The organism is Halomicrobium sp. HArcht3-1 (assembly GCF_058933345.1).
In genome coordinates this window covers 54,955-67,104 of sequence record NZ_JBZYDM010000014.1, presented here as the reverse complement: position 1 = coordinate 67,104, position 12,150 = coordinate 54,955, and the positions used below count along the sequence as shown (strand labels likewise).

The window sequence follows — 12,150 nt, the reverse complement described above, 5'->3', positions numbered from 1 at the left end:
TCTTTCGAGAAGTGAAAAGACGAACCTCTTCGTTCTCAAACTGTTTCAGCCACGTCGATCCAGACACAGCTGACGACTGGCTCAGATCATTCAGCTTCGCATGGAATCAGCTAATCTGAACACTACCTCCGTGGCCGGGGAACAGTTGATCCGGAGCGCGTGCGATCACGCGCCGGAGCGAGGTGCAGTAGGCCCGCACATCGCCCTCGGGTGCGCCGACGACGACGCTCCCCTCGGCGACGGCGAGGTCGCCACAGACCAGTCCGTCGGCGGTGGCGAGCGCGACGTGTTCGGGCGCGTGGCCCGGCGTCGCGACGACCTCGCAGTGGCCGTCGTCGGGGATGGCGGTGCCGTCGGTGAACGTTCGATCTGGTTCGATGCCGGTCGCAGCCTCGAAGGCCCCCTCCCGACCACGGTGTGCCCAGACCGTCGCGTCGTGGGCGGTGGCGTAGTCGGCGACCCCACCGACGTGGTCGGGATGGTGATGCGTGACGAGGACGTGGTCGAGCGATCGACCGGCGAGTTGGTCGTCGATACGGTCGTGGCGGGCCGCCGGATCGACGAGAACGGCGCTGTCGGTACCGAGAACGTAGGCGTTGGTCTGGCCGGTCGGTGCACGCGTTGCGACCGGGACGCTGACCCGTTCCATACCCACCCCACGAGTGGCAGACGGAAGTTAGTTCGTGAGGAAGTAGACCTGTTTGCGGGCGTCCGTGAAGCTGTAACGGGAGTCGACCAGGTCACACTCTTCGAGTCGGTTGAGGGCGTAGCGGACGGTCCGGTCGGGCAACAGCGAGGCCTCCGCGAGCTGGCCCTGCGAGAGCGGGGCGTCGGTCTCCAGTACCTTCGCGACGAGTTTCGCGCTCGGTGGCAGTTCGCGCAGTCGCTCGCGAAACTCCGTCTGGGTGAACGTCGGCGGGTTCGTCTCCTCGGAAATCGTGCTCATACACGGACCTGGTCCAACGGTACTGGTAAAACTTGGCTATATGTATGACCATACAATACAGATTGTGGGGATTGTATAATGTGACCTTATATTCCCTGACGAGCGTCCGTAGTCGGCGTGTGTCGACGGCGATCGAAGGACTGTCGCGCCACCCGTCGAATCGATACACATCGGTCGCGGGAGCGCAGTGAAACAGCACCGTTTTATTGCCCGGGTGGCCATCAACGCATAGCGTGAAAGGGCAGGAGTGGTATCAGACCGACGACGTCGCCGAGGAGTACGACGACAAGCGCTTCTCGCGGGGCGGTCGGCTGATCGATCGCCGGGAAAAAGAAGCCGTCCTCGACGCCATCGGCCCGGTCGGCGACAAGTCAGTGCTCGAAGTAGCCTGTGGTACCGGTCGCTTTACCGTGATGCTCGCCGAGCGCGGGGCGGACATCGTCGGGCTGGACATTTCGGGACCGATGCTCAAACAGGGCCGCGAGAAAGCACAGGCCGCCGGCGTCGCCGACCACGTCGAGTTCATGCGTGGCGACGCTGCACGACTCCCGTTCCCCGACGACCACTTCGATACCGTCGTCGCGATGCGCTTTTTCCATCTGGCGGATACGCCCGCCTCCTTCCTCGCGGAGATGCGCCGCGTCTCCAAGCATCAGGTCTTCTTCGATACGTTCAATCGCTTCTCGATGCGGTCGCTGTACAACTGGGCGCTCCCGATGGGGTCGCGGCTGTACTCCCGGTGGGAGGTCGACCGCCTGCTCGACGGGGCCGACCTCGCACTCGCCAACGATGACCACGATTTCGTCCTGCCGTATGGCTTCTACCGGAAGATTCCCAACGGTCTCGCCGCCGGGTTCTGGTCGATCGATCAGGCGATCGGATCGAGTCCGATCGGTGACTACGCCGCGTCGGTCTCCTACTGGGACACGCGGGTTTAATTCCGGCCAAGAGCGGCTGCAACAGCGTTTCTAACTGCACGATTCGGTGACCTTTAAGACCTTCCAGCGTCCTAACCCGGAGTATGCAACTCTCCGTGGTCGTCCCGACCCTCAACGGTCGGGAAGAGCTGTCACGGTGTCTCGACACCCTGACAGCCCACGTCCCCGACGCCGAGACCATCGTGGTCAACGGCCCGTCGGCGGACGGCACCACGGGAATGGTCCGGGATCGTGACGACGTGGACCTGCTCGTCGAGATCGCAGACCGAACGATCAACGCCGCACGCAACGCCGGTATCGATCGGGCGACCGGCGACGCCGTTGCCCTCCTCGATCGCTCGTTTTCCGTCGAGTCCGGGTGGATCGACGCCGTCGAGGAGACGCTCGCCGAGACGGCGGTCGTCACCGGTCCGACACACCGGGAACTGGCCGCCGGGATGACGACGGAATCGCGGGAAGAGCGGACGATTGCCGGCCGGGACGTGACCTACTTCAATCCCGGCAACGTCGCCTTCTCGACGGATTTACTGGACGAACTCGACGGCTTCGACGAGTATCTCGACGTGGGCGGCAGTCGTGATCTGGCCCACCGCGTCGCCGAGAGCGGCTACGACGTGACGTGGGACAGTTCGATGTGCGTTCGCAGCGAGTTCGAAGCCGATGGCGGCATCCGACAGAAAGACTGGGACTCGAAGTATCGGTCGCTGTCCTATCGCCTCGTGAAGAACTACGGGACGCGCCCGACCGTCGCCAGACGGATTCTCGCCCACGCCGGCCGCGACGCTCTCGACTCGCTCGTGGACGTATTCCGTGGCGACGCCGAACCCTCTCAGTGGCTCGGGACCGGCCAGCAAGTGGTACGTGGGACGAGCGTGGGTGCGAAAGACGGCGTCCGTGCGCGTCGCTGTGACGCCGCCCCACGGCGCAACCCCAACGGTCGTTCCGCCCGCCGTGATCGCGCCGTCGAAGTGTACGACTACCGCGACTAGGAGATTCTGGACCGACCGAAAGGTCTGCCGGAGAGACGGATACCTCGAAAGGGCGAGGCGCGGTAGCCCGTTCTCTGGCGGCACTATCCGACTATAGGGAGGATATCCGTCAGAGAACGGGTTAGCGAGCCGAGGGCTTTCGAGGTCTCACTGTCGGCCACGCTGTCGGCGCTGAAACTGAAAAGGCCGAATTATCTAGGGAGCGAGTTCGGGAACGACGCGCGTAGGGTTGTTCGAGAACACCTTCTTCATGGCGTCTTCGGGCACGTCCAGCGTGAGAATCTCCATGATGGCGACGTTCGGGTGGACGCCGGGTGCGCCGCTGCCAAAGAGGACTCGGTCGGGGTGTTCCATGATCGCGCGTTCGAGCGGGTCACGGAAGCGGACGGCGCTGGTGTCGAGATAGCACTGGTCGTACTGTTCTAACAGGTCGATGGCGCTCGCCGTCAGGTCGTGCTGGAGGGGGTAGCCACCGAAGTGTCCGAGAACGACGGGCAGATCGGCTGTGAGGAAGTGCTGTTCGATAGCATCCGGCGGGAAGCCCCGGCCGCCGTGGACGAGGAGCGGTTTCCCGACGGCTGCTAGCTGGTCGATGACCTCCTCGTCGGGGAGACCGTCCTTCGCGGGATGGGCCTTGAAGCCGACGAAGCGGTCGTCGTAGGCGTACTGCTCGATGTCTTCTGGCGAGGTGTGAAACTCCTCGCGGGAAGCGGTGAAGTTACGCAGGCGCGAGCCAGCACCGGCACCGGGGTCGCGTGCGCCGTTGATGCGGGCGAACGCGACCAGCGGGCGGCCGACGCTCATCCGGGCGACGGCGTTGTTGGCCTTTAGATAGCCCGCCTCTCGGTCGTCCGGGTAGACGACGGATCGAACGACGCCGGCCTGATGCATCTCCCGTTCCAGGCGTTCGGGGTTGCCGATCCCTTCCCGGGGCCGGCGAGACGCGTCCGGTTCGAGTCGCGCGTGGACGTCGACCACCCGGAACCCGTGTTCCAGCTCCAGCATTGCCAGCAACTGGGACAGCGCGGTATTAAACAGTTGCCGCTCCTGACGGCCGACAGGTGCTTCGCGGGCGGCCACCGGGGCGGTCGCCCCCTGTTCCATAGTAACCTTTATATAGAACCGCTAACGACACATGAGTGAGGTATACAACAATGTCACAGTCCGGCCAGCGACGCATGGGTGGCCAGCCTCTCTTCATTCTCGACGAGGACGCCCAGCGTACGCAAGGAAAGGACGCACAGAGTTCGAACATCGCTGCCGGCAAGGCAGTCACCGAGTCCGTACGGACGACACTCGGTCCCCGTGGCATGGACAAGATGCTCGTCTCGGACTCGGGGGAGGTCGTCATCACCAACGACGGTGCGACCATCCTCGACGAGATGGACATCGAGCACCCCGCGGCTCAGATGATCGTCGAAGTCGCCGAGACCCAGGAAGACGAAGTCGGCGACGGGACGACGACGGCCTCCGTACTGGCCGGGCAGCTCCTGACACAGGCCGAGAGCCTGCTCGAAGACGATGTCCACCCGACGACCATCGTCGAGGGCTACCACGAGGCCGCACAGCTGGCTCAGGCGGCCATCGACGCCGAAGTGCTGGACATCGACATCGACGACGACACGCTCAGTGACGTGGCCGAGTCTTCCATGACCGGGAAAGGCACCGGCGACGTGGAAGCCCACGTCCTCGCCGAGACGGTCGTCAACGCCGTCCGACAGGCTGCCGCTGGCGAGGGGTCGACCCGCGATCAGATCGCCATTCGCAGTCAGGCCGGTGCGTCCTCTTCGGCGACGGAACTCGTCGAGGGGATCATCATCGAGGAAGAGCCAGTCCACGGCAACATGCCCGGCTCCGTCGCCGACGCGAGCATCGCCGTGATCGACACCGACCTCGAAATTCGCGAGAGCAACATCGACGCCGAGTACAACGTCACGAACGTCGATCAGCTCAACGCCGCCATCGAGGCCGAAGAGGAGGAACTCGCGGGCTACGCCGCTGCCATCGCCGAGATCGGTGCCGATGTCGTCTTCGTCTCCGGTGACATCGACGACCGCGTCGGCGCACAGCTCTCCAAAGAGGGCATCGTCGCCTTCGACAGCGTCGACAGCGACGAACTCCAGGATGTCACGCGTACGACGGGCGCGAGCCGCGTCGGCTCCGTCGACACGCTGGAAGCCGACGATCTGGGCGAGGCCGAGGACGTCAGCGTCGAGAAGTACGGCGACGAGGAACTGGCCTTCGTCTCCGGCGGTGCCAACTCCGAGACGGTCACGATCTTCGCCCGCGGGGGCACCGAGCACGTCACGGACGAACTCGAACGCGCGCTCAACGACGCCTTGGACGTAGTCGTCGCCGCACTCGACAAGGGCGGCGTCGTCCCCGGTGCCGGCGCGAGCGAGATCGCGATCGCCGACCACATCCGCAGCGAGGCCGCGTCCATCGAGGGCCGCAAGCAGCTAGCCGTCGAGGCCTTCGCCGACGCCGTCGACGTGATCCCGCGCACGCTCGCCGAGAACACGGGCATGGACCCGATCGACGCACTGGTCGACCTCCGTTCCGAGCACGAGAGTGAAGGCATCGCTGGCATCATCAGTCAGGGCCAGACCGGTGTCATCGACGACCCCGTCGACTACGGCGTCCTCGACCCCGCCGCAGTCAAGCGCGAGGCCGTCGAGAGCGCCACCGAGGCCGCGACGATGATCGTCCGTATCGACGACGTGATCTCGTCGGACGCCTAAGCGAGCGGACCACGGAACCCCGTCAGACATCGCCTTTTTTCGACGATCCGTCCGAGAGCGACAGCGATCGCCAGTCACCACGCGAGTGGCCCAAAAGCAGTGTCGTGGTCTCACCCCGAGCGACAGGGGAAGCGACGGGACAGCGGTGTCGCGGACTACTCCTCGACGACGACGGTTCCTTCCATCCCCGCCATCTCGTGGGGGATGCAGTAGTAGGCGTGCTCGCCCGCCGTCTCGAAGGTGTGAACGTAGCTCTGGCCCGACTGGACTGCGCCTTTCCCGTTCTCCCAGCCCTCGATGGCCGCGTCTTCCGAGTCGAAGCCACCGGAGGCCCAGTAGCTCGCACCCTCGGGCAGTCCGTCGCTGCGGGCCGTCACAGAGTGGGCCTCGCCGCCGACGTGTTCGAAGGCGACCGTGTCACCGACCGAGACGGTCAGTTCAGCCGGTTCGTACGCGACAGCCTGCATCTTCACGACGTGGTCAGCGTCCTCGGGCACACCTGAAACGACGTTCGGCCCGCCTTCGAGGCTGGTCTCGGTCGCTTCGGAGTCGCCGCTCTCGCTGCCCTCGCCGACCGGCGCGTCGTCGATCGCACCGGCGACGGCGAACTGCGCGCGCAGGGTCGCGTCGGCGAAGGGACCGACCGGCGCCTCACCATCGCCGAGCGCGCCGACGAAGTCGTTCATGGCGCTCTCGAAGCCCTCGTAGGCCGCGTGGTCGGCTTCTTCGAGTGTCTCGTGGACGCGCGCCTCCTCGAACGTCCCGAACACGTCTTCGACGATGGCGGCGGCACTCTCGCCGTTCGAGCCACCGGCAGCGCCGACGATGGCGTACGCGCCGTCGATGGCGGTGTCGGCGTACGTCTGGACCGCCCCGCGTACGTCGCCGTCAGACTCGGCGGTCGAGCGGATCGCACCCAGCCGTTCCTCGAAGGTCTCGTAGGTCTCGTGGTCGGCGTCTTCGAGTGCCTCGTGGTAGCCCGCCGCGCCGGCCTCGAAGTGCTGGAAGATCGACTGGGCGATCGTCGCGGCCCGGGACTCCTCGTCCAGCGTCGCGGCCGTCGCGGCGTCGAAGGCCCGGCCGACGACGAACGCGGTCTCGGCCGTGCTGGCGATGCTCGCGTCGTAGGTGGCTTCGAATTCGAGTAGCGCGGCCAGCGCGCCCTCGTGGTGGGTCTCGATGGCACCGTCGTCGTCGTTCTCGTAGGCCTCGACGAGCGCGACGAGGTGCTGCTCCTCGAAGCGATGATAGAGGTCCTCGCTGGTCTCCTCTAAGGTCTCGTGGAAGCCCAGTTCGTCGGCCTCGAAAGCCTCGAACAGGCCCTGCGTGATCGAGGCGGCAGCACCAGCGTTGCCATGTTCGTACCGCTCGCGGGCGTCCGCGAGGCGCGCACGGAAGAAGCCAGCTTGCAGGACTGGGGCGTGGTCGCCAGCGAGTGCCGTGATCCCGGTCCGGAGATGCTCGTCGACCGTCCCGGCGGCCTCGGCGACGCCGGACCCGTCCTCGATGGCCGACTGCAGCGATTCCAGCCCGCTCTCGAAGCCCTCGTAAGCCGCGTGGTCTGCCTCTTCGAGGGCTTCGTGTGCGCGTGCGCCCTCGAAGTGGGCGAAGACGTTCTGGACCATCGTCGCGGCGGTGGCCGAGTCGCCAGCATCGGCGAGCCAGACGGCGTCGTGGATGCGGGCGCGATAGGTCGTCAGTGTCGTGGCATGGGCGAGTCCCTCGCCGGGACCGCCCAGCCCGGCGAGGACGGCGGCGTCGTAGCCCTGTGCTTGCATCGAGGCGAGATGGGCCGTGCCCGCGGCCTGCTCGGTCACGAGGGCGTAGGCACCGTCGACCATCGCCGACAACGCCGTGTCAGTCCCATCGGTGACGCCCGCGACATCCTCCTCGCCTGCGGCGCTCTGAATCGATTCGAGTGCCGACTCGAAAGATTCGTAGGCCTCGCCGTTGGCCGATTCGACGGCGTCGTACACCGGACTGGCCTCGAAGGCCTTGTACGTCGCGCTTCCGACGGTCGCAGCCGCGTCGAAGTGCCCCGCGTTCGCGAGATACCGGGCGTTCGCGGCGCGACTCCCGAGATACAGCGCGCCTAGCGCGGTGGTCGCATCCTCGCCGACGAGCGCCGTCTGTGCACGCTTGAGCGCCTGCCCGGCCCTGTCGGCCGATCCCTTCGCGGCGTCCACGTCCTCGGCTTCGAGCGCCGACCGGAGTTCGCCCAGCGCCGATTCGAAGGTCTCGTAGGCGGACTCACTGGTCCGTTCGAGAGTCTCGTGTGCGCCGTACTCGCCACTGGCCTGTTCGAACCGCTGGAAGATCGACTGGGCGACACGCGCCCCGGCAGCGGTCTGGCCGGCCCGACCGAGCGCGAGCGCGTCGTACAGTCGCATCCGATAGACGTTCAACTGCGCCCCGGCAGCGAGCGAGGGGCCGCTTGCCGTGGCGCTCTCGCTCGACTGGTCGCCGTCCGTTGCGGTGGCTTCGTCCGTCTCGGTCGCAGCCGTCGCCCCGTCGTCGGTCGCTTCCTCACTCGACGTTTCACCCGGACACCCTGCGAGTGCCGCCGTCGCCGTCATGCCGATACTCGCGAGCAACTCCCGTCTGTTGTGCATACGTACTTTTTGGCCGGCCTAAAGCATATAAGCGCGCCGGTTTTTTGGCAAGCCTAAAAGATGATGATTTCCCTGTGACAGAAAGGACAGACGTTGGCGGCAGCGATGCCCACAGCCGCCGACACTCACGGCCACGGTGGCCGACGATACGACCGGGAGTGGCGGTTCGGACCGCCACGATGACACGGTTGAGCGGGTGGGGACCGACGGTCTCCACGGACGCGCCCGATATGGAGTATCGGTCGGGCGCAACCGCCGGAATCCAGTCGAGCATGGGCCGACCGGGCACGGCAGACGCACGCGACGGCGAGTCTGCCGGCGACCCCACGCAATTGTTTAGGATAGCCTAAAACTAATAAGCCTGTCGGTTTTTCGGCCCTCCTAAAACGTCAGTACGTCAGCTCCACGCGGTCGCCGACGCCGAGTCCGAACGCATCGTCGCCACGGCCGCGGTTGACGGCCAGTTCGACGTTGCCGTGGCTCCCGACCGTGACCAGTCGCTGGCCGGAGTCGACGGCCGCGTAGGTCCGTCTGACCGGTGCTGGCTCGGCGTTGATGTGGACCTGTGCGCCGACGTGCTCAGCGATAGCCTCTCCGGGAACGTTCGTAATCGTGTTGCCGAAGTCGTCGACGACGAGGACCTCGCCGCTGGCCCCGGTCTCGCTGACGGTCGGTCGTGGAAACGTCAGGTCCTCGTACGTGTCTGCGCGGACGAGGTCGTCGCGCTCGTGACACGAGTCGACGCCCACTTCGTGGACCGCCGCGGCCATCGGCGCGAACACGTCCCGGCCGTGGAACGTCGCGCTCTCGGGGTCGTCGATCTGGATCTCGAAGACCTCGATCACGTCGCCCTCGCCCGCGAGCGCTCGCGCGGCCGGGAGCGCGACGCCGTTGTCGGGAGCGACGATGGCGTGTCCACCGACACGGACGACAATGGCGGCCCGGTCGGTACCGACACCGGGATCGACGACGACACAGTGGACCGCCGGCGGAAAGTACGGCAACACCTCACGGAGCCAGAACGCCGCCGCACGCACGTCCTGCCGGGGAAATTCGTGGCTCACATCGACGAGGCGAGCGTCGGTCCGCTGCAGGATGACGCCCTTCATCGCCGCGGGATAGGGCGACCCGAAGTCGCTACTGAGCGTGATCATCGATCTCGTCGTCTCCCGCCTCCCAGCGCTCGACCACGTCGTTCTCGGCGACGGTACGGATACGCTGGATCCCGTTGATCTCCTCGATGGTCTCGACGACGGCGTCGGGGACGCGCGGCCGCCACGCGTCGTCTTCGATCATCGCCTGTCGGATGTCGCTACCCTCCAGCCGTTCGCGGTCGAACATCCGCGACTGGCGGACCTCGATGCCGGCCTCCTCGAACAGCCGGATCACCAGCGGGTTGTTGGAGTAGGCCACGTCGAAACTCGGACTCATGCTCTCGACGTGGCTGACCCACACCGAGTTTCGATTGAGGTCCTCGATGGGAACGACGTAGGTCACCAGATCGTTCTCGCGCTCGTACTCGCGAACGGCACGTGTGATCATCATGATGCGCTCGCCGGCGGTGAACGGATCGTGTGCGCTGTGGGAATCACCTGCGCTCCCGATTCCGAGCACGAGTTCGTCGACCTCGGTCGCGATCTCCTCGACGACCGTATGGTGTCCGTTGTGATAGGGCTGGAATCGACCGATGTAGAAACCGCGCATACGACACCCTCGTCGTCAAAAATGATAAAGCCGACGAGTGGTCATGAGGGGGATCGAATCGGCCGCCGTATTGCGGTTCGAGCGGTTCGGCAAGGCCGGACGCGGGGAGAAAGTATATCAGTGGACAGTCCCTCCAAACTGGTGTTAGCAACGTTTGTATGAGCGACAACACCGAGATTGACGACACTCCCGACGACGAACGGGAGGTGACCGAGACGCCGCCCGAACACGACGACGGTGGCGAGGTTGACGAGACCGACGGCGACGGTCTGGACAACCTCGGCAGCGAAGTCGAAGTCGAAGGCGGTGCCACCCTCGACGACGAGGAAGAGGGGCTGCTGGGCGGACTCGACATCGAGTCGACCAGCGACATCGAGGTCCCCGACCGTCTCGTCGATCAGGTCATCGGGCAGGATCACGCCCGTGACGTCATCAAAAAGGCAGCCAAGCAGCGCCGGCACGTGATGATGATCGGCTCGCCCGGGACGGGCAAGTCGATGTTGGCAAAAGCGATGAGCCAACTGCTCCCGAAAGAAGAACTCCAGGACGTTCTGGTCTACCACAACCCCGACGACGGGAACGAACCGAAGGTACGGACCGTTCCCGCCGGGAAGGGTGAACAGATCGTCGATGCCCACAAGGAGGAAGCCCACAAGCGCAATCAGATGCGGACCTTCCTCATGTGGATCATCATCGCGATCATCATCGGCTACGCGCTGATCATCCAGGGGTCGGTCCTGCTGGGGATCCTGGCGGCCGGGGTCATCTATCTGGCCTTCCGCTATGGCTCGCGTGGCAACGACGCGATGATCCCGAACCTGCTGGTCAACCGCGCCAGCCAGACCACCGCACCCTTCGAGGACGCGACCGGTGCCCACGCCGGTGCCCTGCTGGGCGACGTTCGCCACGACCCCTTCCAGTCCGGTGGAATGGAGACGCCCAGCCACGACCGCGTCGAAGCCGGCGCGATCCACAAGGCAAACAAGGGCGTCCTGTTCGTCGACGAGATCAACACGCTGGACATCCGTTCCCAGCAGAAGCTGATGACGGCGATCCAGGAGGGCGAGTTCTCGATCACCGGCCAGTCCGAGCGCTCCTCGGGCGCGATGGTCCAGACCGAACCCGTCCCCTGTGACTTCATCATGATCGCCGCGGGGAACTTAGACGCGATGGAGAACATGCATCCCGCACTCCGTTCCCGGATCAAGGGCTACGGGTACGAGGTGTACATGGACGACACCATCGAGGACACCCCCGAGATGCGACGGAAGCTTACCCGCTTCATCGCACAGGAAGTCGAGAAGGACGGCCGCCTGCCCCACTTCGACCGCGACGCCGTCGAAGAGGTCATCCTCGAAGCCCGACGGCGCGCGGGCCGAAAGGAACATCTCACGCTGAAGCTGCGTGAACTCGGCGGTCTCGTCCGCGTCGCTGGCGACATCGCCCGCGCGGAGGACGCCGACGTGACCACGCGCGAAGACGTGCTCGAAGCCAAGGGCCGCAGTCGCTCCATCGAGCAACAGCTGGCCGACGACTACATCGAACGCCGCAAGGACTACGAGCTAACGGTCAACGAAGGCGACGTAGTCGGCCGTGTCAACGGTCTGGCCGTGATGGGCGAGGACAGCGGGATCGTTCTCCCGGTCATGGCAGAAGTCGCACCCACCCAGAGCGGCGGCAAGGTGATCGCCACTGGCCAGCTCAAAGAGATGGCCGAGGAAGCCGTCGATAACGTCTCCGCGATCATCAAGAAGTTCTCCGACGAGGATCTCTCGGAGAAGGACGTGCACATCCAGTTCGTCCAGGCCGGCGAAGGCGGCGTCGACGGTGACTCCGCTTCGATCACGGTCGCGACCGCGGTGATCTCCGCGCTGGAGAACGTCCCGATCGAGCAGAACCTCGCGATGACCGGCTCGCTGTCGGTCCGCGGTGACGTGTTGCCCGTCGGCGGTGTCACCCACAAGATCGAGGCCGCCGCAAAGGCCGGTCTCGACACGGTCATCATCCCCGAGGCGAACATGCAGGACGTCATGATCGAAGACGAGTACGAGGAGATGATCGAGATCGTCCCGGTCTCGCACATCTCCGAGGTGCTCGAAGTGGCGCTGGCCGGCGAGCCAGAGAAGGACTCGCTGGTCGACCGCCTGAAGTCGATCACCGGCAAAGCGCTCGAACGCGAAGTGGGCCAGTCCGGCGGCTCACCCAGCCCGCAGTAGAGCC

The 12,150-nt window shown here is 65.4% G+C and carries 9 protein-coding genes and 2 pseudogenes; 5 read left to right on the top strand and 6 right to left on the bottom strand.

Annotated elements, in window-relative coordinates:
• Window positions 1–119: pseudogene (locus AC5FRW_RS18065) on the top strand (IS6 family transposase); the annotation flags it as partial.
• Here the strand turns inward: AC5FRW_RS18065 and AC5FRW_RS18060 are convergent.
• Window positions 119–655 (bottom strand): annotated as a pseudogene (locus AC5FRW_RS18060) (MBL fold metallo-hydrolase); the annotation flags it as partial. The pseudogenes AC5FRW_RS18065 and AC5FRW_RS18060 overlap by 1 nt on opposite strands.
• A 21-nt stretch (window positions 656–676) precedes the next feature.
• Window positions 677–946, bottom strand: a complete 270-nt coding sequence (locus AC5FRW_RS18055) for a helix-turn-helix domain-containing protein (RefSeq protein WP_493569856.1) — start codon at window positions 944–946, stop codon at window positions 677–679.
• 233 nt (window positions 947–1,179) lie between these two features.
• Here AC5FRW_RS18055 and AC5FRW_RS18050 point away from each other — a divergent pair, with 233 nt between their 5' ends.
• Both AC5FRW_RS18050 and AC5FRW_RS18045 read left to right on the top strand, forming a co-directional pair.
• Window positions 1,180–1,884, top strand: coding sequence for a class I SAM-dependent methyltransferase (locus AC5FRW_RS18050; RefSeq protein ID WP_493569855.1), 705 nt, complete (start codon window positions 1,180–1,182; stop codon window positions 1,882–1,884).
• Window positions 1,885–1,967: 83 nt separating this feature from the next.
• Window positions 1,968–2,873 (top strand): glycosyltransferase family 2 protein, encoded by a 906-nt coding sequence (locus tag AC5FRW_RS18045; protein ID WP_493569854.1) that lies wholly within the window; start codon window positions 1,968–1,970, stop codon window positions 2,871–2,873.
• 195 nt (window positions 2,874–3,068) lie between these two features.
• On the opposite strand, the gene AC5FRW_RS18040 is transcribed toward AC5FRW_RS18045, so the two are convergent.
• Window positions 3,069–3,878, bottom strand: a complete 810-nt coding sequence (locus AC5FRW_RS18040) for an amidohydrolase family protein (RefSeq protein WP_493569857.1) — start codon at window positions 3,876–3,878, stop codon at window positions 3,069–3,071.
• 173 nt (window positions 3,879–4,051) lie between these two features.
• On the opposite strand from AC5FRW_RS18040, the gene thsA reads away from it, so the two are divergent.
• Window positions 4,052–5,614, top strand: coding sequence for a thermosome subunit alpha (gene thsA / locus AC5FRW_RS18035; RefSeq protein WP_493569853.1), 1,563 nt, complete (start codon window positions 4,052–4,054; stop codon window positions 5,612–5,614).
• 155 nt (window positions 5,615–5,769) lie between these two features.
• Here the strand turns inward: thsA and AC5FRW_RS18030 are convergent, their stop codons facing one another.
• The 3 genes from AC5FRW_RS18030 to AC5FRW_RS18020 form a co-directional block, all read right to left on the bottom strand.
• Window positions 5,770–8,226 (bottom strand): DUF5059 domain-containing protein, encoded by a 2,457-nt coding sequence (locus AC5FRW_RS18030; RefSeq protein ID WP_493569852.1) that lies wholly within the window; start codon window positions 8,224–8,226, stop codon window positions 5,770–5,772.
• Between the two features lie 389 nt (window positions 8,227–8,615).
• Window positions 8,616–9,380: an SAM hydrolase/SAM-dependent halogenase family protein gene (locus tag AC5FRW_RS18025; protein WP_493569851.1), complete on the bottom strand. Its 765-nt coding sequence runs from the start codon at window positions 9,378–9,380 to the stop codon at window positions 8,616–8,618.
• The gene (locus AC5FRW_RS18020) at window positions 9,364–9,930 is read right to left on the bottom strand and encodes a nicotinamide-nucleotide adenylyltransferase (RefSeq protein ID WP_493569850.1); all 567 of its coding nucleotides are present in this window, start codon (window positions 9,928–9,930) and stop codon (window positions 9,364–9,366) included. The genes AC5FRW_RS18025 and AC5FRW_RS18020 overlap by 17 nt, the downstream gene beginning before the upstream one ends.
• A 158-nt stretch (window positions 9,931–10,088) precedes the next feature.
• Here AC5FRW_RS18020 and lonB point away from each other — a divergent pair, with 158 nt between their 5' ends.
• A complete protein-coding gene (lonB, locus tag AC5FRW_RS18015) occupies window positions 10,089–12,146 on the top strand; it encodes an ATP-dependent protease LonB (RefSeq protein ID WP_493569849.1) in 2,058 nt (685 codons plus the stop codon).
• The last annotated feature ends 4 nt before the right edge of the window (window positions 12,147–12,150 follow it).

Bases quoted from the DNA above. Each gene is read 5' to 3' on its own strand.
- AC5FRW_RS18055 (WP_493569856.1), bottom strand. From the start codon at position 946: ATGAGCACGATTTCCGAGGAGACGAACCCGCCGACGTTCACCCAGACG.
- AC5FRW_RS18045 (WP_493569854.1), top strand. From the start codon at position 1,968: ATGCAACTCTCCGTGGTCGTCCCGACCCTCAACGGTCGGGAAGAGCTG.
- AC5FRW_RS18040 (WP_493569857.1), bottom strand. From the start codon at position 3,878: ATGCTGGAGCTGGAACACGGGTTCCGGGTGGTCGACGTCCACGCGCGA.
- thsA (WP_493569853.1), top strand. From the start codon at position 4,052: ATGGGTGGCCAGCCTCTCTTCATTCTCGACGAGGACGCCCAGCGTACG.
- AC5FRW_RS18030 (WP_493569852.1), bottom strand. From the start codon at position 8,226: ATGCACAACAGACGGGAGTTGCTCGCGAGTATCGGCATGACGGCGACG.
- AC5FRW_RS18025 (WP_493569851.1), bottom strand. From the start codon at position 9,380: ATGATCACGCTCAGTAGCGACTTCGGGTCGCCCTATCCCGCGGCGATG.
- AC5FRW_RS18020 (WP_493569850.1), bottom strand. From the start codon at position 9,930: ATGCGCGGTTTCTACATCGGTCGATTCCAGCCCTATCACAACGGACAC.
- lonB (WP_493569849.1), top strand. From the start codon at position 10,089: ATGAGCGACAACACCGAGATTGACGACACTCCCGACGACGAACGGGAG.